This is a genomic window from Klebsiella sp. JN_Kp126 (genome assembly GCF_033843325.1).
GTDB classification, from domain to species: Bacteria; Pseudomonadota; Gammaproteobacteria; order Enterobacterales; family Enterobacteriaceae; genus Klebsiella; species Klebsiella michiganensis.
The window spans coordinates 77,915-99,557 of the sequence record NZ_JAWXQV010000040.1; the positions used below are offsets into that span (position 1 = coordinate 77,915).

Genomic DNA, 21,643 nt, shown 5'->3' on the forward strand with positions numbered 1-21,643 from the left:
GAGCGCCCTGCTGAATTGATTTTTCACGGTATATCGCTGAATAGCGTCAGGAATCCCTGAATTTCCGGGGCCGAATGGCCGAACAGCGAGGCGATATCCTGCACCGCTTTTCCATGATGATCTTTACGCCAGGCGAGGCTCAGCGGAGAGGGGGGGCGCATGGCCGGAATTTGCCGGGAAACCAGCTCGCCGCGAGCGATAAACGTCTGGCACAGCGGCTCGGGTAAAAAGCCGATGCCGACGCCAGCGATATGGGCGGCAACTTTGGTTTCGATATCGGGAACCACGATCTCTTTTTGTCCCGGCAGGCGCCAGGCGACGCGCTTTGTCAATCTCCGCGCGCTGTCTTCAATATTGACCGCAGGATAGCGGCGCAGCTGGGCCTCCGACAGCGGGTCGGTTTGCTGGCTGAGCGGATGTTGCGGCGACATCACGAACAGCCAGGTCACTTCGCCCAGCGGGGCGACGGCAATATTCTCCGCTAACGGTTCGGTGCCGGTGACGCCGATGGCCAGCGAAAAGTCATCGTGCAGGAGCGTATCCCAGACGCCCATATAAATTTGTCGTGAAAAATGAAATTGCGTAAAAGGGTAACGCTGGGTGAGCCAGGCCAGCAGCCGCGCAATGGCCTGGGGGGCATACATCAGGTTATTCACCACAATATTCACCTGCCGCTCCACGCCATCGTTAATCTGCTGCAGCTCGCCGGGCATGCTGTCAATCCAGCCCAGCCACTCTCTGGCCTGCGCCAGGAGATGCATGCCGGCAGGGGTTAGCAGGACGCTGCGCGTGGTGCGCGAAAAGAGCGCGACGCCGGTGTTATCTTCCAGCAGTTTGATGCGATAGCTAATCGTGGCGGTGGTTTTATAGAGTTTTTCCGCTGCTCTGGAGAAGCTGCCGGTCTCCGCGACGCTGACAAAGGTACGTAGTGTTTCGGGGTCTAGCATCGCCATGTTCCTCGTAATTTAATAATTCACCCATGATTTTTAAGTATTTTTTCATAATAACCTTCTCAATTATGTGGCTTAAATCAGGTTTTGGAAAATTATTCCAACTTATAGTTGATACCACTTTGAGATGGCCATGAATTGACCGGTACATCTATCACCCTCAAGGTATGAGGAGGGCGACGGTTTTTAATGACTAAGGGATATTGCAATGAAGCTAGAGGTATTGCCGCTGACGCGCGAAGCATTCCGCCCCTACGGGGACGTTATCGAAACGGAAGGGCAGGATTTTTTTCATATTAATGATGGCAAAGTGCAGCGTTTTCACGATCTGGCCATGGTGGAGACCCTGCAGCAGGATCGCACGCTAATCAGTATTAATCGGGCCCAGCCGGCGGTATTGCCGATTGTCGTCACCGAGCTGGAACGTCATCCGCTAGGCACCCAGGCATTTGTGCCGATGAACGGCGAAGCCTTTGTGGTGGTGGTGGCGGCAGGAGGCGATGAGCCGGACATGAGCACGCTGCGGGCGTTTATCTCCAATGGCCGTCAGGGGGTAAATTATCATCGTAATGTCTGGCATCACCCGCTGTTTGCCTGGCAGAGCGAAACCGATTTTTTAACCGTCGATCGCGGCGGAAAAGATAACTGCGATGTCGTGGAGATCCCGACCGTGGAGCTGAGCTTTGCGTGAGGTTGCACGTGACGCTGTCGATTATCTTGCATAACATGTGGGCGCTTACACACTATTTATGCTCAGGTTTTGAGCCGGAGATAATCGAGGTATGACAGAAGTGAGAAGGCGGGGAAGGCCGGGCCAGCAGGAGCCTTCCGCGCAAAAAGGCGCACAGGCGCTGGAGAGAGGGATCGCGATACTGCAATACCTTGAAAAGAGCGGCGGCAGCTCGTCGGTCAGCGATATTTCCCTGAATCTGGACTTACCGTTATCGACCACTTTTCGCCTGCTTAAAGTGCTGGAGGGCGCGGATTTTGTCTATCAGGACGCGCAGCTAGGCTGGTGGCACATCGGGCTTGGCGCATTCAATGTCGGCTCGGCGTACATCCATAACCGGGATGTTTTATCCGTCGGCGGACCTTTCATGCGGCGGCTGATGCTGATGTCAGGGGAAACGGTAAACGTGGCGATTCGTAACGGCAACGAAGCGGTGTTGATTGGCCAGCAGGAGTGCAAATCGATGGTAAGGATGTGCGCGCCGCTCGGCAGCCGGCTGCCGCTGCATGCTTCTGGGGCCGGAAAGGCGCTGCTGTACCCGCTGTCCCCGGATGAGTTGGTGGATGTGATTGTGAAGACCGGGCTGCAGCGCTTTACGCCGACGACGATCGTGGATTTACCGGTCCTGCAGCGAAATCTGGATGAGGCGCGCGACCGCGGCTACAGCATTGACCAGGAGGAGCACGTGACAGGATTAAACTGTATTGCTTCAGCGGTTTACGATGATGTCGGATCCGTTGTGGCGGCGATTTCGATTTCCGGGCCGGCGTCCCGCTTAACCCCGGACCGTTTTGTCAGCCAGGGAGAGCTGGTGAGGGAGACGGCAAGGAATATCAGCACCGCGCTGGGACTGAAACCCCAGGCAGAGTGATCGCCGAACAGACCCGCTCTGAGGAGCGGGGATTTTTTGGCTTTGTTCAAGTTTGGAAAAATTTTCCAATATAGTGAGGTAGTAAAAAATGGCAAAAATGAGAGCCGTCGACGCGGCAATGCATGTACTCGAAAAAGAAGGGATTACCACCGCATTCGGCGTGCCTGGCGCGGCGATTAACCCTTTCTACTCCGCGATGCGCAAGCACGGCGGGATCCGCCATATTCTGGCTCGCCACGTGGAAGGCGCGTCCCATATGGCAGAAGGCTATACGCGTGCCGCAGCCGGTAATATCGGCGTATGCCTGGGGACATCGGGCCCGGCGGGAACGGATATGATCACCGCGCTCTATTCTGCCTCCGCGGACTCCATTCCTATTTTGTGCATCACCGGCCAGGCGCCGCGCGCGCGTCTGCATAAAGAAGATTTCCAGGCGGTCGACATTGAATCCATTGCTAAGCCCGTGACCAAGATGGCGGTTACCGTGCGCGAAGCGGCGCTGGTACCGGGCGTGCTGCAGCAGGCTTTCCATCTGATGCGTTCCGGCAGACCGGGACCGGTATTGATCGACCTGCCTTATGATGTTCAGGTAGCGGAAATCGAATTTGATCCCGAGCTGTATGCGCCGCTCCCGGCTTATAAACCCGTGGCGACTCGTCCGCAGATCGAACGCGCGCTGGCGATGCTGCTGATGGCGGAGCGTCCGGTGATTGTCGCCGGCGGCGGGGTGATTAATGCCGATGCCGCAGCGCTGCTGCAGCAATTTGCTGAGATCATGCAAGTTCCGGTCATCCCAACGCTGATGGGCTGGGGCTGTATCCCGGATGACCACGAATTGATGGCCGGGATGGTCGGCTTACAAACCGCGCATCGCTACGGTAACGCCACGCTGCTGGCCTCCGACCTGGTATTCGGCATCGGTAACCGCTTTGCTAACCGTCATACAGGTTCCGTTGAGAAGTACACCGCAGGTCGCAAAATCATCCACATCGATATTGAACCGACGCAGATTGGCCGCGTGCTGTGTCCGGATTTAGGCATTGTGTCCGATGCGAAAGCGGCGCTGGCTCAGCTGGTGGATATCGCACAGCAGATGCAAAAAGAGGGCCGCCTGCCGCGTCGCGAGCGCTGGGTTGCCGAGTGTCAGGAGCGCAAGCGTACGCTGCTGCGTAAAACCCACTTCGATAACGTGCCGGTCAAACCGCAGCGCGTTTATGAAGAGATGAATAAAGCCTTTGGTCGCGACGTGTGCTACGTCACCACCATCGGCCTGTCGCAAATCGCCGCCGCGCAGATGCTGCACGTGTTTAAAGATCGCCACTGGATCAACTGCGGCCAGGCCGGGCCGCTGGGCTGGACGCTTCCTGCCGCGCTGGGCGTTTGCACCGCTGACCCGGAGCGTAACGTGGTGGCCATCTCCGGCGACTTTGACTTCCAGTTCCTGATTGAAGAGCTGGCGGTGGGCGCGCAGTTCAATATTCCTTACATCCACGTGCTGGTGAACAACGCCTATCTGGGCCTGATTCGTCAGTCGCAGCGCGCGTTCGATATGGATTACTGCGTCCAGCTGGCGTTCGAAAACATCAACTCCAGCGAAGTGAATGGCTACGGCGTCGATCACGTCAAGGTTGCCGAGGGTCTCGGCTGTAAAGCGATTCGCGTCTTCAAGCCGGAGGATATCGCGCCCGCCCTGGCGCAGGCGAAAGCCTGGATGAAAGAGTATCGCGTACCGGTTGTTGTGGAAGTGATCCTTGAGCGGGTCACCAATATCTCCATGGGTAGCGAGCTGGATAACGTGATGGAGTTTGAAGATGTTGCCGATAGCGCCATCGATGCGCCAACCGAAACCTGCTTTATGAAATATGAATAAATGAGGTGAACCTATGTTGCGCTTTTCAGCCAACCTTTCGATGTTATTTCTGGAATATGATTTTCTGGATCGTTTTGAGAAAGCGGCGGCCTGCGGTTTTCGCGCCGTTGAGTTTATGTTCCCGTATGATTATGCGCCCGAGGTATTAAAGCAAAAGCTGAGCGACAACCGGCTGGAGCATACCTTACATAACTTACCCGCCGGCGACTGGGCGACGGGAGAGCGCGGCATAGCCTGTATTCCCGGTCGCGAAGCGGAGTTCCGCGAAGGCGTGGATGCCGCAATCCGCTATGCCAAAGCGCTGGGCAATCGCAAAATCAACTGCCTGGTGGGTAAAACCCCGCCTGGCTACCGCGAGGATCATATTCGTTCCACGCTGGTGGCGAATTTACGTTTTGCCGCTGCCGCGCTGGCGCAGGAAGGTATTCTGCTGCTGATCGAACCGATTAATTACTTCGATATGCCGGGCTTTTATCTGAATACCACTCATCAGGCGCTGGCGCTTATTGATGAGGTCGGCAGCGATAATCTGAAAATCCAGTACGATATTTACCATATGCAGCGGATGGAGGGGGAGTTAACCCATACGATGCAAACTTATGCTAACCGTATTGGTCATTTACAGATTGCTGATAATCCGAATCGCGGTGAGCCGGGGACCGGTGAAATTAATTACGATTATCTTTTTAAATTTATTGATAGATCAAGCTATGACGGCTGGGTGGGCTGCGAATATAAACCGCTGACCACCACCGAAGCGGGTTTGACATGGTTTAATCACTACCGCTAATTTTTAATTTATCTTTGGGCAGTATTTATTATTCCAGACTCAGGGGTTTTATTTCCTGACAACAGGAAGGGATAACTATTGCCCGGGTAAATCGAAACAGAAATTCTGAGAGGAAACTTATGAAACTTGGATTTATTGGTCTGGGTATTATGGGCACCCCGATGGCGCTCCGACTTGCCAGGGCAGGCCACGCTCTGCACGTTACTACCATCGGCCCGGTTGCTGACGACCTGCTTAAGCAAGGCGCGCAGCATCTGGCTACCGCCGAGCAGGTTGCGGCGCAGTCGGAGATTATTTTTATCATGGTTCCGGATACCCCACAGGTTGCCGACGTTTTGTTTGGCGAGCGCGGCTGCGCCAAAGCGGCGCTGAAGGGGAAAACCATCGTGGATATGAGCTCTATCTCGCCGATTGAAACCAAGCGGTTTGCGCAGCAGGTGCGCGAGCTGGGCGCGGATTATCTGGATGCTCCGGTATCCGGCGGCGAAATCGGCGCGCGTGAAGGCACGCTCTCAATAATGGTCGGTGGCGATGAAAACGTCTTTGCCCGCGTGAAACCGCTGTTTGATATTCTGGGTAAAAACATCACCCTCGTAGGCGGTAATGGCGACGGTCAGACCTGTAAAGTCGCCAATCAGATTATCGTCGCGCTGAATATTGAAGCAGTGTCCGAGGCGCTGGTTTTCGCGTCTAAAGCCGGAGCCGATCCCGCTCGCGTGCGTCAGGCGCTGATGGGCGGCTTCGCCTCCTCGCGTATTCTGGAAGTGCATGGCGAAAGAATGTTGAACCGGGCGTTTAATCCCGGCTTTAAAATTTCCCTGCACCAGAAGGATCTTAATCTGGCATTGCAGAGCGCGAAAGCACTGGCGCTTAATTTACCGAATACGGCAACCTGTCAGGAGTTATTTAACACTTGCGCCGCCAACGGTGGCAGTGAATTAGACCACTCGTCTTTAGTTCAGGCGCTGGAATTAATGGCAAATCATAAAATATCGTAATAAGAAAATGCTGCCGGTTCCGGCAGCGTTTTTTAAACCTCACGGGTGAATTTATGGATACTATCAATAAAACGGGTGTCGACTATTGGAAGAAAATAGTCGTGGTCATGAGTCTGGGCTGGGTGGCAATATGGATTTATCGTACCGTATTAACACCTATTTATCCGGAAATTCAGGCGTCCTTAGGTAACGTCAGTAATGCTGAAATCGGCGCGATTGCCAGCTTCTATTTTCTGGCCTATTGCGGAATGCAGATCCCCTGCGGCATTCTGGTCGATAAGCTGGGGCAAAAAATTATGCTGATGTGCGGTTTCTCGCTGTTTATTATTGGTACGTTGAGTATTGCTAATGCGGGAAACCTGACGCTGATTTATATCGGCTCGCTGCTGGCCGGCGCTGGCTGCGCGTCGTTTTTTAGTTCCGCCTATTCGCTCTCCTCGGCCAATGTGCCGCAGGAACGCCGGGCGCTGGCGAACGCCATCATTAACAGCGGCTCCGCCATCGGCATGGGGATTGGCCTGATTGGCTCGAGCATTCTGGTCAAAAGCATGCACATGGCGTGGCAAAACGTCTTGTTTATCGTCGCCGCGATCCTGGTGGTGATGCTCTGCGTGTTTACCCTGGTGATTCGCCGCAAGCTAAAAGAGCCCGCCGTAACGGAGAATAAGCCTGGTGCAGCGGCTGCCGCTCCGGTCGCTGAAGAGAAATCGGCGCCGCTGTTTTCGCCGCTGCTGTGCAGCGTCTACTTTCTCTATTTCTGCACCTGCTACGGCTACTACCTGATCGTCACCTGGCTGCCTTCTTATCTCCAGACCGAACGCGGCTTTGACGGCGGCGCCATTGGTTTTGCATCCGCGCTGGTGGCGGTGGTCGGGGTGCCGGGCGCGCTGTTCTTCAGCCATCTCTCGGATAAGTTCCGCGACAGTAAAGTCAAAGTGATTCTCGGGCTGGAGATTGTCGCCGCGGCCATGCTGATGTTTACCGTTCTCTCGCCGAATACCACCATGCTGATGATTAGCCTGGTGCTGTACGGACTGCTGGGCAAAATGGCCGTTGACCCGATTCTTATCTCGTTCGTTTCCGAGCAGGCGTCAGCGAAAACATTAGGCCGCGCCTTTAGCTTGTTTAATTTCTTTGGCATGAGTTCAGCAGTGGTCGCACCGACGCTCACCGGTTTTATTTCCGACCTGACCGGTTCAAAAGAAATTAGTTTTGTGATGTCTGCCGGATTAGTTATTACCGGAACGATACTGTTTGCGCTAATTACCTTGCGTAAGAACAAAATACAGTCAAAGACAATCCCAGTATAATAAAAAATAAATAATTAAAATTTGTTGTTCCACATAGCTAAACCTACAAACGTAATCCGATGCGTATTAAGAGGGAATTATGGAACAAACTCAAGACCTGTACAAAGCCAGGGGTTATAGCGACGATCTACTGCCCAAAGTAGCCTCGCAGCGTAACTGGAAAACATTTAACTATTTTACCTTATGGATGGGCTCCGTACACAACGTACCTAATTATGTGATGGTGGGTGGTTTTTTTATTCTCGGGCTGTCAACGTTTAGTATAATGATGGCGATAATATTGAGTGCTTTTATTATTGCCCTGGTTATGGTGTTTAATGGTGCTGCCGGAAGTAAATACGGCGTCCCCTTTGCAATGATATTAAGAGCCTCCTACGGTGTGCGTGGAGCATTATTACCCGGCCTGCTCAGAGGCGGCATTGCGGCAATTATGTGGTTTGGTTTGCAATGCTATGCCGGCTCGCTGGCATTCCTGATCTTATTAGGCAAACTGTGGCCCGAGTTTCTGACGCTCGGCGGTGATTTTAAGCTGCTGGGACTGTCGTTGCCGGGGATGATCGCCTTTCTGGTTTTCTGGCTGATTAACGTGGGGATCGGTTTCGGCGGCGGAAAAGTTCTCAATAAATTTACCGCAATCCTCAATCCCTGTATCTACATTGTCTTCGGTGGCATGGCTATCTGGGCTATCTCGCTGGTCGGGATCGGTCCGATCCTCGACTATCTGCCGACCGGGGTGGCGAAAGCGGAGCATACCGGCTTCCTGTTCCTGGTCGTTATCAATGCGGTCGTTGCCGTCTGGGCCGCGCCGGCGGTGAGCGCCTCGGATTTTACCCAGAACGCGCGTTCGTTTCGCGAGCAGGCCGTTGGGCAAACCCTTGGCTTAGTGGTGGCCTATATTCTGTTCGCGGTGGCCGGAGTATGCATTATCGCCGGCGCCAGTATCCATTACGGTATGGATACCTGGAATGTACTGGATATTGTGCAGAAATGGGACAGCTTGTTTGCCTCGTTCTTTGCGGTGCTGGTGATATTAATGACCACGATCTCCACCAACGCCACCGGTAATATTATTCCTGCGGGCTATCAAATTGCGGCGATTGCTCCCACGAAACTGACCTATAAAAACGGCGTGCTGATTGCCAGTATTATTAGCCTGCTGATCTGCCCCTGGAAATTAATGGAAAATCAGGACAGTATTTATCTTTTTCTCGATATTATCGGCGGCATGCTGGGTCCGGTTATTGGCGTAATGATGGCGCACTATTTTATCGTCATGCGCGGGCAAATTAATCTTGATGAACTTTACACCGCGCCTGGAGATTATAAATATTTCGATAATGGATTTAACGTTACCGCATTCCTGGTAACGATTGTGGCGGTTGTTTTATCGCTCGGCGGAAAACTCATTCCGCTGCTCGAACCGTTCTCCCGCGTGTCGTGGTTTGTTGGTGTTATTGTCGCTTTTGCCGCCTACGCCTTGCTGAAAAAACGGGCCCAGCCGAATAACCTGGCGCGCCCCAATGCTGTGAATTGATTTTATTATAATCAGGAAAGTTTATTTCATGGATGAAGCTTCAAGAGCCAAAGCCATTGATATTGCGGTCCACATGGCTGCAGACAGAAGTATGGCGGCTTAATCGTCTGTACACATACAAGGAGTTTTATATGTCTTTTGATTTAATCATTAAAAACGGCACCGTCATTCTGGAAAACGAATCCCGGATGATCGATATCGCGGTTGCTGACGGCAAAATTGCCGCTATCGGTGAAAACCTGGGCGAAGCGAAGCAGATCATGGATGCCACGGGGATGATCGTTTCGCCGGGGATGGTCGATGCGCATACGCACATCTCTGAGCCGGGCCGTACCCACTGGGAAGGATACGAAACGGGCACCCGCGCGGCGGCAAAAGGCGGCATCACTACGATGATCGAAATGCCGCTGAACCAGCTGCCAGCAACCGTCGATCGAGAGACCATTGAGCTGAAATTCGACGCCGCGAAAGGCAAGTTGACCATCGATGCCGCGCAGCTTGGCGGCCTGGTCTCCTATAACCTGGACCGGCTGCACGAGCTGGATGAAGTGGGCGTGGTGGGGTTCAAATGCTTCGTCGCGACCTGCGGCGATCGCGGGATTGACAATGACTTCCGCGACGTTAACGACTGGCAGTTCTTCAAAGGCGTACAAAAGCTGGCCGAGATGAAGCAGACGGTACTGGTGCACTGCGAAAACGCGCTGATCTGCGATGAGCTGGGCGAAGAGGCGAAAAGAGAAGGGCGCGTGACCGCCCATGATTACGTCGCCTCCCGTCCGGTATTCACCGAAGTTGAGGCGATCCGCCGCGTTCTGTATCTGGCGAAGGTCGCCGGTTGCCGCCTGCACGTGTGCCACGTCAGCAGCCCGGAAGGGGTCGCCGAAGTGACGCGCGCCCGTCAGGAAGGTCAGGATGTCACCTGCGAATCCTGCCCGCACTACTTTGTACTGGATACCGAACAGTTTGAAAAGATTGGCACCCTGGCGAAATGCTCTCCGCCGATCCGCGACGCGGAAAATCAGAAAGGGCTGTGGGAAAAGCTATTCAACGGTGAGATCGACTGCCTGGTGTCCGACCACTCTCCGTGCCCGCCGGAAATGAAGGCGGGCAATATCATGCAGGCCTGGGGCGGGATTGCCGGTCTGCAAAACTGTATGGACGTCATGTTCGATGAAGCGGTGCAGAAGCGCGGTATGCCTTTGCCGCAGTTTGCTCGCCTGATGGCGACCAACGCCGCGGATATTTTCGGCCTGAAGCATAAGGGCCGCATCGCGCCGGGCAAAGACGCCGACCTGGTGTTTATTCAGCCGAACAGCAGCTACGTTCTGCAGGCGGAAGACCTCGAATATCGCCATAAAGTCAGCCCTTACGTCGGCCGTACGATTGGCGCGCGGATCGCCAGAACCCTCCTGCGCGGCGATGTGATCTATGACATCGAGCAGGGCTTCCCGCACGCGCCGAAGGGGAAATTTATCCTTAAGCATCAGCAGTAACGGGGATCCGGTGAATTCCCGGCTTGCGGCGTAAACGCCTTCTCCGGGCTACGAGCCGATTTGTCGCCCGGATAAGGCGTAAGCCGCGACCCGGGGAATCACTTGCCCCATTCCATGCTCAGCGCCTGTTTAACGGCAGGCGCTTTTTCAGGATTCAATCATGGTGGTATTTCCGCTCAATAAACGAAACACCCTGGCGGGATTTCAATGGTTCTTCTTTATTTTCTGCAACACCGTCGTGGTACCGCCGACATTACAGTCTGCTTTTCAGCTGCCCGCCAGCGCGCTGATTACGCTGACTCAGTACGGCTTTATCACCACCGGGCTGGCCTGCCTGGCGCAGGCGCTGCTGGGCCATCGTCGGGCGATTATGGAAGGGCCTACGGGACTATGGTGGAGCACTATCCTGACCGTCACCGTCGGTGAAGCCGCGCGCGGCACTCCGTTTGCCAGCATTGCGTCAAGCCTGGCGGTTGGCATCTCTCTGTCGGCGATATTCACCATCATCATCGGCGTGAGCGGCATCGGTCACCGTCTGGCGAAGCTCTTCAGCCCGACGGTCATGGTCTTTTTTATGCTGCTGCTCGGCGCGCAGCTCACCACGATCTTTTTTAAAGGCATGCTCGGGCTGCCTTTCAGTTCGACCCAGGCTAACGTGGGCGTTCAGCTGGCGCCGTTTAGCCTGGCGCTGGCGGTGATGCTGTTGGTGCTGGGGATGATCATTTTTCTTACGGACGGCATTGCTCGCTATGCCCTGCTGTTTGGCACCCTCGTAGGCTGGGCTGGCTGGTACCTGCTGTTTCGCACTCCGCCCGCCACGATGGCATCCGGGCCGATTCACTGGCAGTGGTTTCCACTTGGCTACGGCGGGGAGCTACGCCCCGGCATTATTTTGACGGCGCTGCTGGCGGGGCTGGTGAATATTACGAATACCTACGGCGCAATTCGCGGTAGCGACGTTTTTTATCCCCAGCAGGGCGCCAGCAATACCCGCTACCGACGAAGCTTTATTATCTCCGGCCTGATGACCTTAATAACGGTTCCGCTCAGCGTGGTGCCGTTTTCGCCTTTTGTTTCATCGATAGGTTTATTAACCCAAACTGGAGAGACTTCGCGCCAGCCGTTTATTATCGGCTGCCTGTGCTGTCTGCTGGTGGGACTATTTACGCCGCTGACCCACTTTTTTACCACGCTGCCTTTGCCGATTAGCAGTGCGGTCATGCTGGTCTCCTATCTTCCGTTGTTATATTCCAGCTTATCTTTCAGTAAACAAATCACCTTCACCGCACGAAATATCTACCGGCTGGCGCTGCCGTTATTTATCGGCATCTTTTTAATGGGCCTGCCGCCGGTCTATCTCCAGACGCTGCCCCTGACAATTCGGCCGCTATTAGGCAACGGCTTATTAATCGGCGTGCTGCTGGCGGTGGTGATGGAAAATCTCATTCCCTGGGATCGTATTAAGTAATGACATTAAAAAGGATGAACCATGAAAATAATTATTGCACCGGACTCTTTCAAAGAAAGCGTAAGCGCCAGCCGCTGTGCCCAGGCGATTAAGGCGGGCTTTACCTCTATTTTCCCGCAGGCGGAGTGCATCTGTCTGCCGATCGCCGACGGCGGCGAGGGGACGGTGGAGGCAATGGTTGAGGCCACTGGGGGTAAAATGGTGATGCTGCCGGTCATGGGGCCGATGGGCGATTTTGTCGGCGCCTTCTATGGCCTGAGCGGCGACGGACACACCGCGTTTATTGAGATGGCGGCGGCCAGCGGGCTGATGCTGGTTCCTCCCGACGAACGCAACCCCCTGCAGGCCACCAGCTACGGCACCGGTGAGCTGATTCGCCATGCGCTGGACGCCGGCGTCCGCCACATAATTCTCGGTATTGGCGGCAGCGCCACGGTGGATGGCGGAATGGGGATGGCTCAGGCGCTGGGAGCACGCTTTGTTGATCAATGCGGCGAGAGCGTCGGCCTCGGCGGCGGAGCGTTAGAGCGGCTGGTCAACGTGGATTTATGCGATCTCGACCCGCGACTTCGCGAGTGCCGGATTGACGTAGCCTGCGATGTGGATAATCCGCTGCTCGGCGAACGTGGCGCGGCGGCGGTCTTTGGCCCGCAAAAAGGGGCGTGCGCAGGCATGGTCGCCGTTCTGGAGCGCGGTTTAGAAAACTATGCTCAGGTGCTGCTGGCGGCAACCGGTCAGGATGTGACCGCGATGGTCGGCGGCGGCGCAGCCGGTGGGATGGGCGCGGCGGCTCGCGTATTCCTTAACGCCACGCTGAAATCGGGCATCGATATTGTGCTGGAGGCGGTTCATCTGGAGGAGGCGCTGCGCGATGCGGACCTGGTGATCACCGGCGAAGGGCGTATGGATTCGCAAACCGTCGGCGGAAAAGCGCCGGTTGGCGTGGCGCGGATCGCCAAAAAGTACGGCATCCCGGTTATCGGCATCGCCGGCGTGCTGGGTGACGGCGTCGAAGCGGTGCACCAGCATGGCATTGATGCGGTCTTTAGCATTCTTCCCGCGCTGGCGCCGCTGGCCGAGGTGCTGGATAGCGGCGAGCAAAATCTTTACGCCTGCGCACGCAATATCGCCTGCGCTATCAAGCTTGGCCAGACGCTGCCTGCCTGAATAAAAAATGCCACGGTTCTCACCGTGGCAAAATCCAACATAGCTAAACAAAAAAGTGAATTCTATGCGGTTGATAACCAACCTGTTTTGAACACCGCGCCCGTGGGCAATAGTAACGTTTTCCGCTTGTCAGCCATCAGATATCAACGTCGCGGTTGCAGTCTTTCGAATAGATGTAGCTGAACGCTTCCCGTCCGACGCCGTATCCCGCCTGCAGAGAGTAAGCGCCCATAAAGATATAATCGCCTTGCTTGACCGGAACCCAGCTGTTGTCGAGGTTATACACTCCCTGGCCGGAGAGAATATAGGCGCCATGCTCCTGGACGTGGGTTTCAATGTAGCCGTGGCTGGCCCCCGGAGCGAAAGAGAGAATATGCATATTCATATCGAAGCCCAGCTCTTTTGGCAGGAAATCGATCAGGATAACGTCTTCCATTCCTTCATAATGAATACGCTCCAGCTGGCTGACGTTGCCGGTGACCAGATAAGGCGCATGGCCCTCTGTTGGAATATAGCGGCGCTTATAGAGGAAGAGCTGACTATCGGCTGAATGACTATTACTAAAAGTCATCCGCTCACCCGGCGGACAGTAAAGATAACCGCCTTCTGTCAGCGCGAAGGATTTACCCTGCGCCCCGGCGGTGATTTTCCCCTTAATCACATACAGGAAGGTCTCGATGCCTTCGCCGCCAAAACCGCTTTGATGACCGCCGTTTTCATGCAGCGTGACCAGATAATCAACAAAGGTGGCGCCTAATTTTGGCGTTGACAAAATAGTCACATCGCAATGTTCAAAACCCGGAATAACGTTCTTGACCAGACCGTCCGGCGTCAGCAGCGCGTAATTGCCGTGGCGCACGATGGAACGGCTGGCCAGTAAATCATCGCGATAGCCAAGCACATTATTTAAATAACCCATGATCGTTTCCTTATTCAGTCCAGGCCAGTTGATGCAACATTAAGGCGAGCGTTTTTACGCCTTCCGCCAGATCCTCGATATGCGTGCTTTCCGCCGGGTTATGGCTGATTCCTTTGATGCTCGGCATAAAGATCATGCAGGTCGGGAAGCAGGGAGCGAATATCTGCGCGTCGTGTCCCGCGCCGCTGTGCATCACGCGGAAATTCAACTTCTCTTTTTCACAAAGCGCGGTGAGCTGGGCCACCAGCTTCTTATCCATGGGAACCGGAGCCTCATCCATCCACAGGTCGATCTCAATGCCGATATCCATCTCCTGACAGATCCGCCGCATATCGGCCTCAATGACCTCAGTAAATGCCGTTAACTCCAGAGCATCGGTATGGCGGCAGTCCATAGTGAAGACGGTTTTGCCCGGTACCACGTTGACGGTATTCGGCTGCGGGTCGACTTTACCGAAGGTGAGCACCAGCGGGTCACCGTGGGCTTTTGCTTTGGCGATAGATTCGCAGCAGATACGGCTAAAGGCATGGACGGTATCGCGACGGTAGCCCATTGGCGTCGTGCCGGCATGGTTAGACTCGCCGGTGAGGGTGATGGTGTAGCGACGCTGTCCGACTATGGCGTTGACCACGCCGATAGACTGCTTATTGGTTTCCAGCACGCGACCCTGCTCAATATGCAGCTCTACGAAGGCTTTAATATCCCGGCGCGGCGCCAGCGGAGCGGCGGGTAGGCTGAAACCGCACTGCTTCATGGCATCGATAAACGCCACGCCTTTAGCGTCTTTAATTTCGCGTACGTCCGCCGGATTAGCGATGCCGACGATATTTTTGCTGCCCCAGAAGACGTAAGGGAAGCGGCTACCTTCTTCTTCCGCTAACGCCAGCACTTCCACGGTGCGCAGTGGCGCCCCGTAGGTCTCTTTTAGCCAGCGAACCGCCAGCCAGGCCGCCAGCGCGCCGAACTGGCCGTCAAGATTGCCGCCGTTAACGACGCTATCAATATGCGAACCGCTGAGGATAACCTCATCGGGAAAGCGCGTGCCGGGCAGGCGACCATAGAGGTTGCCCACTTCATCAAAGCGCGTTTCCAGTCCGCTTTCGCTCATTCTTTGTTTGAATGCCTGCTGCGCCTGCAGCCATTCTGGCGAATAGAGCAGGCGGGTTATGCCCCCGGTCGGGTCGGCGCCGAAAGAGGAAAGCCAGGGCAATGTCTCTTCTATTGCCTGTCGAAAATAATGAGCCATACGCAACTCCTGTATTTTAATTTATTGGGCAAACGGGGAATTGGTTTCATAAGAGCGGTTATATAAAGCGTCCGAAACCAGATAGTCATAAATCTCATCAACGATCTCGATGCCGTTGACGGCGCTGTTTTTCTCATTGATATCCAGGTTCTGCCCGGGGTAATAAACCTGGTTAAATCCGGGCGCTGGCGTAATGGCGTTTAATTCACGCATGGTGTCGCTGATATGCTGGCGGAATAGCGCGCTGGAGGAGAAAAATGCCGGGTTGATGACGATATGCAGCTGGCCCAGCTCGCGTCCCTGGCTCAGGTTGTCGTACATAGAGCTGACCTGGCGGCCGAAGGGGAGGTTGAGCAAAATGCCGGAAAGGACGTCGATCATCATCATCAGGCCGTAGCCTTTCGGACCGGCTGCCGGAAGCAGGGCGTGAACGGCAAAAGGATCGCGGGTCGGCGCGCCGTTTTTATCCACTGCCCAGCTATCGGGAATGGTTTCATGGCGCGAGCGGGCGTCGAGAATTTTTCCCCAGGCCTGCACCGTGGTGGCCATGTCGAAGGTGATAATATCGTCACCCTCGCCGGGCGCGGCAAAGGCCAGCGGGTTGGTTCCGTAATAGATTTCCGCCCCGCCAAAAGGCACGACCATCGGGTCCGACTGGCATAGCGAAATCCCGATTAGCCCGGCGCGGGCGGCCTGCCGGGTGAAGTAAGAGATCGCTCCGCTGTGGCCCATACGCCGGATGCCGACCACGGCCACGCCGTTTTCCCTGGCCAATTCTATCGCGTGCTCCATGCCCATTTTGGCGGCCACCTGACCGGCGGCATTATCGGCATGCAAAATACCGCTGCAGGGGCCGCTCTTTTCAAAGGTGAAGGTGGGATGACGATTGGTTCCGCCTTTTGAAATACGTTCCGCATAATATTCAACGCGAACCGCGCCGTGCGAATGAATACCTCTGGCATCGGCATAAACCAGTACATCGGCAATGATATCCGCGTGATTGCGAGTAAGCCCTGCTGTATTCAGCTTATTGGCAATAAGCTGATGAAGTGTTTCCCGACTGACTTTCATCTGTCTTCCTTTTAACGACGGTGTAGAGCCTGACTGCCAAATAAAATACGGGGAAAATAAACTTAAATTGTGATCTGTATTGGTAAAAATAGTTAGTTAGATTTTATTTAATAATCACCGTGGGTTTATCAGAAGGGACCCGGTTAATCTATTCATTAAAAAACTCGGGCTAATGCCTTCGGCTTTATTTGAAAGCATCTTGTAATAATTCTCATGTGATTCCGGTCACGCCGTCGATAATTTTATCCCGTTAGCCTGATGGCAGATTAACCATGCTCATTCAATTGCAATGGGTGCAATTATTGGGGAGTTATTATGATCCATGCCTTTATTAAAAAGGGCTGTTTTCAGGATTCGGTCAGCTTAATGATTATTTCACGCAAGCTGAGCGAGTCGGAAAATGTCGATGATGTTTCAGTCATGATGGGCACACCGGCAAATAAATCGCTGTTGGAAACGACTGGGTTCTGGCACGACGATTTTGCCAGCGCGACGCCAAATGACATTTGCGTGGCGATCCGCACCGATTGCGCGGATACGTCGGTTACGCAAATGATCGCCGCCCGTCTTGATGAGGCCCTTACCGCCCTGGCGCAGGGGAGCGGGCAAAGTCAGAGCCTGAGCGTGGTTCGCCGCTGGCAAAGCGCAACGCAGAAACTACCGCAGGCCAATATGGCCTTAATTTCCGTTGCCGGGGAGTACGCTGCGGAGCTTGCCCATCAGGCGCTCAGCAGCGAGAAAAACGTCATGATCTTCTCCGACAACGTCACGCTGGAAGATGAAATCGCGCTCAAAACCCGCGCCCGTGACAAAGGGCTGCTGGTGATGGGGCCGGACTGCGGCACCGCCATGATTGCCGACACGCCGCTGGCTTTCGCCAACGTTACGCCGGAAGGCAACATCGGCGTTATTGGCGCGTCCGGCACCGGTATTCAGGAGCTGGTCTCGCAGATTGTCCTCGGCGGCGAAGGGATCAGCCATGCGATCGGTCTCGGCGGCCGCGATCTGAGCGCCGAAGTGGGCGGCATCAGCGCGCAAACGGCGCTGGAAATGCTGACCCAGGATGCACAGAGCCAGGTGCTGGCCTTTGTTTCTAAACCTCCCGCCGAAGCGGTGCGTCTGAAGATCATCGCCGCCATGAAGCGCAGCGCGAAACCGGTGGTGGCGCTGTTTCTCGGCTATGCGCCGCCGATCGCCCGCGATGAAAACGTCTGGTTCGCCCGCACGCTTGACGAGGCCGGGCGTCTGGCCTGCCTGCTGGCGCGAGTGGGGCGGCGTCAGGCCAGCCTTCCCGCGGTGGCGGGCAAGCAGATTCGCGGCTTATACACCGGCGGGACGCTGGCTGCTGAATCTGCAGGATTGCTGGCAGAACGGCTGAACATTCCCCCTGATGCGCATCACCCGCAGGGCATGATGCTCAACGCGCAGGGCCATCGGGTTGTCGATCTTGGCGATGATTTTTACACCGTCGGCCGTCCGCATCCGATGATCGATCCCTCCCTGCGCAACCAGCTGATTGCCGAACTTGGCGCGGAAATTCAGGTTGGCGTACTGCTGCTGGACGTGGTGATTGGCTACGGCGCCACCGCCGATCCGGCCGGCTCGCTGGTCGAAGCATGCCAGCGGGCGTGGTCGACCAGGGCCGACGATAGTCCGCTGCACGTTATCGCGACGGTGACCGGAACCGAAAGCGATCCGCAGTGCCGCTCTCGTCAGATTTCAGTCCTTGAAGATGCGGGGATCGTCGTGGTCGATAGCCTGCCTGAAGCCACCTTGCTTGCCGCCGCGCTGATTAGCCCGCCGCGGAAAGCCGCGCCGGCCCCGTGCGCCAGCCTGTTGGACGGCGTGGCGGTGATTAACGCCGGCCTGCGCAGCTTTGCGCTCGATTTACAGACCGCCGGAACGCCGGTTGTTCACTACCAGTGGGCGCCGATCGCCGGGGGAAATAAGAAACTGGCTCGTTTATTAGAACGTTTGCAATAAGAGGTCTCTATGTTTACATCAGTGGCGCAGGCCAATGACGCAGTAATAGAACGAATTCGTAATGCACGTCCGCACTGGCTGGATGTGCAGCCGGCGGGTTCTCTGATTGAAGCGCTGAACAAGAACAAAACGCTGCTCCACGCCGGGCCGCCGATGCGCTGGCAGGAGATGACCGGTCCGATGAAAGGGGCCTGCATTGGCGCCTGCCTGTTCGAAGGCTGGGCGCAGGATGAGAAAACGGCCCACGCGATGCTGGAAAACGGCGAGATTACCTTTATTCCCTGCCACCACGTTAACGCCGTAGGGCCGATGGGCGGTATTACTTCGCCGAATATGCCGATGCTGGTCGTGGAGAACATCGCCGAAGGCAATCGCGCGTATTGCAACCTGAACGAAGGCATTGGCAAGGTGATGCGTTTCGGCGCCTACGGCGAAGACGTGCAGCAGCGCCTGCGCTGGATGCGCGATGTGCTGATGCCCGTCCTCAGTGCGGCGCTGAAACAGATGACGCGCGGCATTGATCTCACCGCGATGATGGCGCAGGGCATCACCATGGGCGATGAGTTCCACCAGCGCAATATCGCCACCTCCGCGCTGCTGATGCGTACGCTGGCGCCGCATCTGGCACGGCTTAATATCGACAAACAGCAGATTGCTGAAGTCATGGATTTCCTCGCCATTACCGATCAGTTTTTCCTCAACCTGGCGATGGCCTACTGTAAATCCGCGATGGATGCCGGGGCGCAAATTCGCGCAGGCAGTATCGTTACCGCGATGACCCGTAACGGCGATATGTTCGGTATTCGCGTTAGCGGACTGGGCGACCGCTGGTTTACCGCACCGGTGAATACGCCGCAGGGGCTGTTCTTTACCGGTTTCTCTCAGGAACAGGCCAACCCGGATATGGGCGACAGCGCCATTACCGAAACCTTCGGCATCGGCGGTGCGGCGATGATCGCGGCGCCGGGGGTGACCCGCTTTGTCGGCGCTGGCGGAATGGAGGCGGCAAAATCGGTTTCGGAGGAGATGGCGGAAATCTTCCTTGAGCGCAATATGCAGCTGCAGATTCCTGGCTGGGATTTCCAGGGCGCCTGTCTGGGACTGGATATTCGCCGGGTGGTTGAAACCGGCATTACGCCGCTCATTAACACCGGGATCGCCCATAAAGAAGCGGGGATCGGCCAGATTGGCGCCGGAACCGTCAGAGCGCCGCTGGCCTGTTTCGAGCAGGCGCTGGAAGCGCTGGCGGACGAACTGGGCGTGAGCTGAGGTGGCGCGATGGAGAGGATCCGTCCGCTGATAGGCAGCGTCGATGCGCCGGATCATCGCCAACCGTGGCGAACCGGCGGCCTCTGGCGGCGCACCATTAACCTCTATGTTGCAGGCGGCGCGCTGCTGACGCTGCATCATCGGGGGCAGGGCGTGAGCCCCGGCGGATGGGTTGTTCGTCATCGCGATTTTATCCGGCTACACGCGGCGCTGCGGACGGGGGCGTCGCCGATAGCGCGGAATGACGGTATTCAGGTCGGCGATCTTTTGCTGATGCCGCCGCGCAGGCGCTGCTCCCTGCGGCTCCGCTGTCAATCCGTAAGCGCTTATCTCCCGCCAGCGCTGATGAGTCGACGGGAGGAGACCGGGCTGTTCGGGCCGCTGTCGCAGGCTATCGAGCTGCGGCAGCATCCCGAGCTGCGCCAGCTTCGCCACTGTTTTGCCTCCGCGCTGGCCGGCAACGCCGTCGACTGGCGGCTGTGGCTGGGCAAGGGGCCGGGCCTGACGCCCAGCCTGGACGACATGCTGATCGGCATGATGCTGGCGGCGTGGCGCTCGGGGCGAATGTCACCCTGCGGCGGAAGGGCATTTTTTCGCGCCTCCGGCGATCTGTACGCGGCCACCACTCAGGTGAGCGTCAACTATTTACACTACGCCAGCGAGGGACGCTTCGCTTCGCCGCTGATGCATTTTGCCTGCGCCCTGCAACGTGGACGACGACTCGAGCCCGCCGTCGAATCCCTGCTGGCAATGGGGCATACCTCCGGCGCCGACACGCTTCTGGGATTCTGGCTGGCGCAACATCTTATCTAAGGACTTTTTATGAAAACGCTGGTTGTTGCCCTTGGCGGCAACGCTTTATTACAGCGCGGGGAAGCGCTGACCGTAGAAAATCAGTACCGCAATATCGATAGCGCGGTTCCCGCGCTGGCGCGTCTGGCGCAGACGTATCGGCTGGCCATTGTGCACGGCAACGGGCCGCAGGTGGGTCTGCTGGCGCTGCAAAATCTGGCCTACGGCGACGTTGAGCCCTATCCGCTGGACGTGCTGGTCGCCGAGAGCCAGGGCATGATTGGCTATATGCTGGCCCAGCGCCTGGCGCAGGAATCACAAATGCCGCCGGTGTCGACGGTGATGACCCGCATTGCGGTAGCGTCGAACGATCCGGCCTTTTCAGCGCCGGAGAAGTTCATTGGTCCGGTTTACGATCCGGAGCTGCAAAAACGGCTGGAAGATGAGTACGGCTGGAGGATGAAGCGCGACGGTAAATATGTGCGTCGGGTGGTTCCCTCGCCGACACCGGTGAGGATTGAGGAGAGCGAGTCGATTGAGCGTCTGCTGGGCGAGGGGCACGCGGTGATTTGCTGCGGCGGCGGCGGAATTCCGGTGCTTGAGAACGGGCAGGGCGCAGAGGCGGTGATTGATAAAGACCTCGCTGCCGCGCTGCTGGCGGAGCAGATTGATGCCGATGGCCTGGTGATCCTGACCGACGCGGATGCGGTATATGAACATTGGGGCACCCCCATGCAGCGGCCGATCCGCGAAGCGACGCCGGAAGAGCTGGCGTCTTTTGCCCGCGATGACGGCGCGATGGGGCCGAAAATCGCGGCGGTAAGCGGCTATGTGCGCCGTCGGGGCAAGCGGGCGTGGATTGGGGCGCTGTCGCGTATCGATGACACCCTCGCCGGGCTGGCGGGAACCTGCATTAAGCCCTGATGCACAGGTGAAATCAAGCGGCGAAGCAGACGCTGAAATATCCTGCGCTCTTTCCCCGGGGGCGGCGCTCGACGCGCCTTGCCCGGGCTACGGATTCGTGCGGTTTATGGATTTGGTTGAATGGCTACGGGGCGAATGATGGTTGGTCTGGTAGCCCGGCTAAGGCGCAGCGCGCCGCAAGCCGGGATTCAGGCGAAGGAGTACGCCAGAGAGGTAGCCCGGACAGGTGCGCAGCACCGCCTCCGGGACTGTGGAGAG

General features: G+C 56.3%; 18 protein-coding genes. 14 read left to right on the forward strand and 4 right to left on the reverse strand.

Going from position 1 to position 21,643, the window contains the following annotated elements:
* Positions 1-23: 23 nt before the first annotated feature.
* Positions 24-947, reverse strand: coding sequence for an HTH-type transcriptional activator AllS (gene allS, locus SIK97_RS01415; protein ID WP_057173781.1), 924 nt, complete (start codon positions 945-947; stop codon positions 24-26).
* A gap of 211 nt (positions 948-1,158) precedes the next feature.
* Here allS and allA point away from each other — a divergent pair, with 211 nt between their 5' ends.
* The 10 genes from allA to glxK all read left to right on the forward strand — a co-directional run bounded on the left by allA (position 1,159) and on the right by glxK (position 13,181).
* Positions 1,159-1,641 (forward strand): ureidoglycolate lyase, encoded by a 483-nt coding sequence (gene allA, locus SIK97_RS01420; RefSeq protein ID WP_032748336.1) that lies wholly within the window; start codon positions 1,159-1,161, stop codon positions 1,639-1,641.
* 91 nt (positions 1,642-1,732) lie between these two features.
* The gene (gene allR / locus SIK97_RS01425; protein WP_032748339.1) at positions 1,733-2,551 is read left to right on the forward strand and encodes an HTH-type transcriptional repressor AllR; all 819 of its coding nucleotides are present in this window, start codon (positions 1,733-1,735) and stop codon (positions 2,549-2,551) included.
* Positions 2,552-2,639: 88 nt separating this feature from the next.
* A complete protein-coding gene (gcl, locus tag SIK97_RS01430) occupies positions 2,640-4,421 on the forward strand; it encodes a glyoxylate carboligase (RefSeq protein WP_032748342.1) in 1,782 nt (593 codons plus the stop codon).
* A 13-nt stretch (positions 4,422-4,434) separates the two neighbouring features.
* Positions 4,435-5,211: a hydroxypyruvate isomerase gene (gene hyi / locus SIK97_RS01435; RefSeq protein ID WP_032748346.1), complete on the forward strand. Its 777-nt coding sequence runs from the start codon at positions 4,435-4,437 to the stop codon at positions 5,209-5,211.
* 119 nt (positions 5,212-5,330) lie between these two features.
* Positions 5,331-6,209: a 2-hydroxy-3-oxopropionate reductase gene (gene glxR / locus SIK97_RS01440; RefSeq protein ID WP_047724297.1), complete on the forward strand. Its 879-nt coding sequence runs from the start codon at positions 5,331-5,333 to the stop codon at positions 6,207-6,209.
* Positions 6,210-6,262: 53 nt separating this feature from the next.
* Positions 6,263-7,519, forward strand: coding sequence for an MFS transporter (locus SIK97_RS01445; protein ID WP_032748352.1), 1,257 nt, complete (start codon positions 6,263-6,265; stop codon positions 7,517-7,519).
* 79 nt (positions 7,520-7,598) lie between these two features.
* Positions 7,599-9,053: an allantoin transporter gene (locus tag SIK97_RS01450; protein ID WP_047724296.1), complete on the forward strand. Its 1,455-nt coding sequence runs from the start codon at positions 7,599-7,601 to the stop codon at positions 9,051-9,053.
* A gap of 131 nt (positions 9,054-9,184) precedes the next feature.
* Positions 9,185-10,546 carry an allantoinase AllB gene (gene allB / locus SIK97_RS01455; protein ID WP_032748354.1) on the forward strand — a complete coding sequence of 454 codons (1,362 nt, stop codon included), beginning with the start codon at positions 9,185-9,187 and terminating at the stop codon, positions 10,544-10,546.
* A 160-nt stretch (positions 10,547-10,706) separates the two neighbouring features.
* The gene (locus SIK97_RS01460; protein WP_047724295.1) at positions 10,707-12,014 is read left to right on the forward strand and encodes a uracil/xanthine transporter; all 1,308 of its coding nucleotides are present in this window, start codon (positions 10,707-10,709) and stop codon (positions 12,012-12,014) included.
* 21 nt (positions 12,015-12,035) lie between these two features.
* Positions 12,036-13,181, forward strand: coding sequence for a glycerate 3-kinase (gene glxK, locus SIK97_RS01465; protein ID WP_032748359.1), 1,146 nt, complete (start codon positions 12,036-12,038; stop codon positions 13,179-13,181).
* A gap of 136 nt (positions 13,182-13,317) precedes the next feature.
* Here glxK and allE read toward each other — a convergent pair whose 3' ends face one another.
* The 3 genes from allE to allD are packed head-to-tail and all read right to left on the reverse strand — an operon-like array spanning position 13,318 to position 16,417.
* Positions 13,318-14,100: a (S)-ureidoglycine aminohydrolase gene (gene allE / locus SIK97_RS01470; protein WP_032748362.1), complete on the reverse strand. Its 783-nt coding sequence runs from the start codon at positions 14,098-14,100 to the stop codon at positions 13,318-13,320.
* Positions 14,101-14,110: 10 nt separating this feature from the next.
* The gene (allC, locus tag SIK97_RS01475; RefSeq protein ID WP_032748363.1) at positions 14,111-15,346 is read right to left on the reverse strand and encodes an allantoate deiminase; all 1,236 of its coding nucleotides are present in this window, start codon (positions 15,344-15,346) and stop codon (positions 14,111-14,113) included.
* Between the two features lie 21 nt (positions 15,347-15,367).
* Positions 15,368-16,417, reverse strand: a complete 1,050-nt coding sequence (gene allD / locus SIK97_RS01480; protein WP_032748364.1) for an ureidoglycolate dehydrogenase — start codon at positions 16,415-16,417, stop codon at positions 15,368-15,370.
* Positions 16,418-16,732: 315 nt separating this feature from the next.
* Between allD and SIK97_RS01485 the strand changes: the two genes are divergently transcribed.
* The 4 genes from SIK97_RS01485 to SIK97_RS01500 are packed head-to-tail and all read left to right on the forward strand — an operon-like array spanning position 16,733 to position 21,385.
* The gene (locus SIK97_RS01485; protein ID WP_032748365.1) at positions 16,733-18,400 is read left to right on the forward strand and encodes an acyl-CoA synthetase FdrA; all 1,668 of its coding nucleotides are present in this window, start codon (positions 16,733-16,735) and stop codon (positions 18,398-18,400) included.
* Positions 18,401-18,409: 9 nt separating this feature from the next.
* Entirely contained in the window at positions 18,410-19,669 is a 1,260-nt protein-coding gene (locus SIK97_RS01490) for a DUF1116 domain-containing protein (protein ID WP_032748367.1), read from the forward strand.
* 9 nt (positions 19,670-19,678) lie between these two features.
* On the forward strand, positions 19,679-20,482 hold the full coding sequence (locus SIK97_RS01495; RefSeq protein ID WP_047724293.1) for a DUF2877 domain-containing protein: 804 nt from the start codon (positions 19,679-19,681) through the stop codon (positions 20,480-20,482).
* Positions 20,483-20,491: 9 nt separating this feature from the next.
* Positions 20,492-21,385: a carbamate kinase gene (locus SIK97_RS01500; protein WP_032748371.1), complete on the forward strand. Its 894-nt coding sequence runs from the start codon at positions 20,492-20,494 to the stop codon at positions 21,383-21,385.
* The last annotated feature ends 258 nt before the right edge of the window (positions 21,386-21,643 follow it).

Bases quoted from the DNA above. Each gene is read 5' to 3' on its own strand.
- allS (WP_057173781.1), bottom strand. From the start codon at position 947: ATGCTAGACCCCGAAACACTACGTACCTTTGTCAGCGTCGCGGAGACC.
- allA (WP_032748336.1), top strand. From the start codon at position 1,159: ATGAAGCTAGAGGTATTGCCGCTGACGCGCGAAGCATTCCGCCCCTAC.
- allR (WP_032748339.1), top strand. From the start codon at position 1,733: ATGACAGAAGTGAGAAGGCGGGGAAGGCCGGGCCAGCAGGAGCCTTCC.
- gcl (WP_032748342.1), top strand. From the start codon at position 2,640: ATGGCAAAAATGAGAGCCGTCGACGCGGCAATGCATGTACTCGAAAAA.
- hyi (WP_032748346.1), top strand. From the start codon at position 4,435: ATGTTGCGCTTTTCAGCCAACCTTTCGATGTTATTTCTGGAATATGAT.
- glxR (WP_047724297.1), top strand. From the start codon at position 5,331: ATGAAACTTGGATTTATTGGTCTGGGTATTATGGGCACCCCGATGGCG.
- SIK97_RS01445 (WP_032748352.1), top strand. From the start codon at position 6,263: ATGGATACTATCAATAAAACGGGTGTCGACTATTGGAAGAAAATAGTC.
- SIK97_RS01450 (WP_047724296.1), top strand. From the start codon at position 7,599: ATGGAACAAACTCAAGACCTGTACAAAGCCAGGGGTTATAGCGACGAT.
- allB (WP_032748354.1), top strand. From the start codon at position 9,185: ATGTCTTTTGATTTAATCATTAAAAACGGCACCGTCATTCTGGAAAAC.
- SIK97_RS01460 (WP_047724295.1), top strand. From the start codon at position 10,707: ATGGTGGTATTTCCGCTCAATAAACGAAACACCCTGGCGGGATTTCAA.
- glxK (WP_032748359.1), top strand. From the start codon at position 12,036: ATGAAAATAATTATTGCACCGGACTCTTTCAAAGAAAGCGTAAGCGCC.
- allE (WP_032748362.1), bottom strand. From the start codon at position 14,100: ATGGGTTATTTAAATAATGTGCTTGGCTATCGCGATGATTTACTGGCC.
- allC (WP_032748363.1), bottom strand. From the start codon at position 15,346: ATGGCTCATTATTTTCGACAGGCAATAGAAGAGACATTGCCCTGGCTT.
- allD (WP_032748364.1), bottom strand. From the start codon at position 16,417: ATGAAAGTCAGTCGGGAAACACTTCATCAGCTTATTGCCAATAAGCTG.
- SIK97_RS01485 (WP_032748365.1), top strand. From the start codon at position 16,733: ATGATCCATGCCTTTATTAAAAAGGGCTGTTTTCAGGATTCGGTCAGC.
- SIK97_RS01490 (WP_032748367.1), top strand. From the start codon at position 18,410: ATGTTTACATCAGTGGCGCAGGCCAATGACGCAGTAATAGAACGAATT.
- SIK97_RS01495 (WP_047724293.1), top strand. From the start codon at position 19,679: ATGGAGAGGATCCGTCCGCTGATAGGCAGCGTCGATGCGCCGGATCAT.
- SIK97_RS01500 (WP_032748371.1), top strand. From the start codon at position 20,492: ATGAAAACGCTGGTTGTTGCCCTTGGCGGCAACGCTTTATTACAGCGC.